Source organism: uncultured Subdoligranulum sp., assembly GCF_937890665.1.
In genome coordinates this window covers 1-3809 of sequence record NZ_CALADU010000129.1, presented here as the reverse complement: position 1 = coordinate 3809, position 3809 = coordinate 1, and the positions used below count along the sequence as shown (strand labels likewise).

The window sequence follows — 3809 nt, the reverse complement described above, 5'->3', positions numbered from 1 at the left end:
AAACCGAGAAAAAGCCCGTCAAGCGCGGCACGCTGGCCACCAAGCAGATGAGTGCCTACACGCTGGCGGTCATCGTGCCTTTTTCCAATCAGTTCCGGCGTGATGTGCCGGCGCTGTACGACGCTATGATCCAGCGCCTGCCCGGTGCCCTCGCCAAAAAGTTCGACGCTACTGTGTTCGGTGCCGTGGACGCTCCCGGCTCCAACTTCGACACGCTCAAAAACTGCACGGCTCAGAGCATCCTGACGAACGCTTACGGCGGTCTGGTGGCGGCCGATGCCGACATCGCCGCCCATGACGGCATCCTCAATGGCTGGGTGCTCTCTCCGCAGGGCAAGGCCATTCTGCTGACTGCCGTGGACGGCAACGAGCGCCCGCTGTTCATCAACAACGTGGCGGAGGGCGCGGTGCCCATGATCCTGGGCGCGCCTGTCAAGCAGAGCAAGGGCGCGTACATCGCCGAAACCGCAACTACCGATGCCATCGTCGGCTTTGCGGGTGACTGGACGCAGGCTGTGTACGGTACTGTGGAGGGCGTGCAGATCGCCATCTCCGACCAGGCGACCCTGACCGAAGGCGGCAGCACCATCAACCTGTTCGAGCAGAATATGTTCGCCGTGCGTGCCGAGATCGAGGTCGGCTTCCGCTGTGATACCACGGTGTTCAACAAGCTGACGGGCAAGGCGAAGACTGGTGGTGCAGGCTGATGATTGAATTTATCAACAGCCTGACGGGGACGCGGATGTTTGTGGTCCCGGAGCGGGAGGCGGAATATCTTGCGGCGGGCCACACCCGTGTGGCGGATGCGCCCGCCGAGCCGCCCAAGGCGCAGGCCCCCGAGGCCAAGCCCGCGACCAAGCCCTCCCGTCCGGCGGCGAAAAAGCCTGCCGCCAAGCGGAGCACCCCCGCAAAGAAATGAGGTGACGGTATGCGCTATGCAACGGTAGAGGACGTAGAGGCCGGGTTCCGCCCGCTGGAAGACAGCGAGAAAACGCTGTGTGATGCACTGCTGGATGAAGCAGGCATCGTTATCGACGCTTACAAAAAGGACGCCGATGAGGAACGCAAGCGCCTGGTCTCCTGCCGGATGGTGCGCCGCCAGTTGGATGCCGGGCCGGGGGCCGCTCAGAACGCCGTGACCTTCCCCATGGGGGCCTCCCAGGGGTCGGCTTCGGCCCTGGGCTATTCCCAAACCTGGACGATGTCCGGCGGTTCGGTGGGTGAACTCTATCTCTCCAAGTTGGAAAAGAAGCTGTTGGGCGTCGGGGATAGGATCGGCGCCCGCAGCCCTCTGGAAGGGATGGTGGCGGAATGATTCACGGCATTACCGTCCGGCTCTATACCAAAACACAGACCGGCACCGACGGGTTCAACACGCCTATCTACATCGAGACACCCGTAGATGTACCCGGCGTGCTGGTGGGCGAACCCACCACCGAGGACATCGTCAACGACCTGCAGCTCTACGGTAAGCATATCGCCTACACGCTGGGCATCCCCAAGGGGGATACCCACAACTGGAAGGATGTGACGGTGGAGTTTTTCGGGCAGAAATTCCGCACCTACGGCGGCGTGACCCAGGGTATCGAGGACATGATACCCCTTGCCTGGAACAAGAAAGTGAAGGTGGAACGGTATGACAAAAGTGAGAATCGTGTTGAACAAGCGCGGCGTGCAGGAATTACTGAAATCGGATGATTTGCGCCAGACGTGCGCAAGCCATGCCGGAAAGGCACTGGCAAAGCTGGGGACCGGATATGAAACCGACACCCATACCGGCAAAACCCGATCTAACGCTATGATCTGGGCCAGCAGTGCCCAGGCTCGGCGGGATGCACGCCAAAACAACACGATTTGGAAGGCGGTGAAGGGGCATTGATCGAGGACTACACACTGCACTATCTCTCCACCCAGCTGGACGGGGTGCCCGGCGCTATCGGTCGGCCCTCCCCGCTGCCGCCGACCTGCTTTGCCATCAAAAAGACCGACGCCGAGACCAGCAACATGATCCCGACGGATACACTCTCGATTTATGCCTACGCGCCCTCCGAATATGAGGCAGCACAGCTCAACGAGCGAATCAAACAAGCCATGCAGGCCATGGCCGGGCAGGACGCCATCTGCAATGTGGCGTTTTACACCGATTTTTCCGACGATGATACCGAGTATAAGGTCCCCCGGTATCAGTCTATTTACAATGTGACCTACTACAGCGATGAGGTGTAAAAATGTCATCTACTCCCAATAACGCGCAAAACGTCAGCGTCGCCAAGCCCAAGGTGGGCGGCGCGATCTTTGTGGCGCCGCTGGGCACCAAACTGCCCACGGACGCCACCACCGCGCTGGACGTAGCCTTTGAAAATGTGGGCTATATCAGCGAGGACGGCGTGGTCAACACCAACTCCCCCGACACCGACACCATCAAGGAATGGGGCGGTGCGTCAGTGGGTAAAATCGACAACGGCAAGGACGACACTTGGCAGTTTACCATGATCGAGGCGTTGAACCTCGCTGCGCTCAAGCTCGTTTACGGCCCGGACAATGTCAGCGGTACGCTGGAGGAAGGCATTATTACCGTCAAGGCCAACAGCAACGAGCAGCCGGATGTCTCCCTGGTCATTGACATGATCCTCAAGGGCGGCGCGCTCAAGCGCGTGGTACTGCCCAGCGCGGGCGTGTCGGAGGTGGGCGAGGTGACCTATGCTGCCACTTCGGCCATCGGCTATCAGACTACCCTGCTGGCAACGCCGGACGCCGAAGGAAATACCCACTACGAATACATCAAGAGCGCGGCGGCTGCGGCGCTGGCGAAGACTACTGCACCCGCCGCCGAGGCGGAACCCGACGACGAAAAGGAGGACACTGACGCATGATTACCGGAAAAACATCCACCGGCTTTGCCTTTGCGCTGCCGGAAAACAAACTCCAGGATATGCGCATCCTGCGCGCCCTGGCCGCAACAATGAAAGCGCCCGATGAGGCGGACCCGTTTGCCCAACTCACGGCCCTGGACAACCTGGGCACCCTGATCCTGGGCGCCGATAAGTACCAGAAACTGCTGGATCATGTGGCCACCGAGGACGGCCGCCAGCCGCCCGAAGCCGTGGACAAAGAACTGGGCGAGATCCTGGCAGCCTTTAACCAGGGAAAAAACTGATTCGCCTCTCCCGTGTGATTGCCCAGTATGAGCCGGAACTCATCTGCGACTTTGCCGAGACGTACCACATCCTTGACTACACAGCGTTGCCAGTGTCCCTACTGGTGACGCTTTTTTCGGGATTGGGGGAAGGATCGCGGGTACAGCAACGGCTCAATGGTGAAAGGGTCCCGCTGCGCACGCTGCTGCTGGCGGCCATGGTGGACCGGCTGTCTGTGCTGCTCTATGCCAACACCAAGGACGCCAAGTCTGGAACAAACCAGCCGCGCAGCCTGGTGGCGATCTTGACGGGAGAGGATACCGAAACCAACGCAGGCACGGAAGCCTACGCCTCCGGCGACGATTTTGAAGCCGCCCGGCGGGCGATTTTGGAAGGGGTGAGTACCTGATGCCCAATAACAACACCGTGGCCCGCGCCTATGTGCAGATCGTGCCCTCTGCCGAGGGTATCAAGGGCTCTATCACTTCCGCCCTGGGCGGGGAGGCCAGCAGCGCAGGCAGCCAGTTGGGCGGCATGCTCTCCACGGGTATCAAAGGGGCGGTTGTGGCCGGTGTCGCTGGCCTGGGCGCGATCATCGGCGGCGCACTGACCGAGGGCGGCGCGCTGCAGCAGTCCCTGGGCGGCGTGGAAACGCTGTTCAAAGACGCGTCC

The 3809-nt window shown here is 60.9% G+C and carries 10 protein-coding genes; all 10 read left to right on the top strand.

The genetic code is table 11. The features are described 5' to 3' along the window. On the top strand, window positions 1-707 hold a 707-nt coding region (locus Q0526_RS07775; RefSeq protein WP_298732261.1), incomplete at its 5' end, for a phage major capsid protein. Next, on the top strand, window positions 707-919 hold the full coding sequence (locus Q0526_RS07770) for a hypothetical protein (RefSeq protein WP_298732259.1): 213 nt from the start codon (window positions 707-709) through the stop codon (window positions 917-919). The genes Q0526_RS07775 and Q0526_RS07770, both read left to right, overlap by 1 nt. A 9-nt stretch (window positions 920-928) precedes the next feature. After that, on the top strand, window positions 929-1315 hold the full coding sequence (locus tag Q0526_RS07765) for a hypothetical protein (protein ID WP_298732257.1): 387 nt from the start codon (window positions 929-931) through the stop codon (window positions 1313-1315). Further along, window positions 1312-1698 carry a hypothetical protein gene (locus Q0526_RS07760; protein ID WP_298732255.1) on the top strand — a complete coding sequence of 129 codons (387 nt, stop codon included), beginning with the start codon at window positions 1312-1314 and terminating at the stop codon, window positions 1696-1698. The genes Q0526_RS07765 and Q0526_RS07760 overlap by 4 nt, the downstream gene beginning before the upstream one ends. Further along, on the top strand, window positions 1637-1879 hold the full coding sequence (locus Q0526_RS07755; RefSeq protein WP_298732254.1) for a hypothetical protein: 243 nt from the start codon (window positions 1637-1639) through the stop codon (window positions 1877-1879). The genes Q0526_RS07760 and Q0526_RS07755 overlap by 62 nt, the downstream gene beginning before the upstream one ends. After that, window positions 1876-2226, top strand: coding sequence for a hypothetical protein (locus Q0526_RS07750; protein WP_288671709.1), 351 nt, complete (start codon window positions 1876-1878; stop codon window positions 2224-2226). The genes Q0526_RS07755 and Q0526_RS07750 overlap by 4 nt, the downstream gene beginning before the upstream one ends. Before the next feature lie 2 nt (window positions 2227-2228). Continuing rightward, window positions 2229-2873: a phage tail protein gene (locus Q0526_RS07745; protein WP_298732252.1), complete on the top strand. Its 645-nt coding sequence runs from the start codon at window positions 2229-2231 to the stop codon at window positions 2871-2873. Continuing rightward, window positions 2870-3157 (top strand): hypothetical protein, encoded by a 288-nt coding sequence (locus Q0526_RS07740; protein WP_288671711.1) that lies wholly within the window; start codon window positions 2870-2872, stop codon window positions 3155-3157. The genes Q0526_RS07745 and Q0526_RS07740 overlap by 4 nt, the downstream gene beginning before the upstream one ends. A 14-nt stretch (window positions 3158-3171) precedes the next feature. Then, window positions 3172-3546: a DUF5361 domain-containing protein gene (locus Q0526_RS07735; protein ID WP_288671712.1), complete on the top strand. Its 375-nt coding sequence runs from the start codon at window positions 3172-3174 to the stop codon at window positions 3544-3546. Beyond that, window positions 3546-3809 (top strand): hypothetical protein (locus Q0526_RS07730; protein ID WP_366522046.1); only part of this gene is annotated, 264 nt, incomplete at its 3' end. The genes Q0526_RS07735 and Q0526_RS07730, both read left to right, overlap by 1 nt.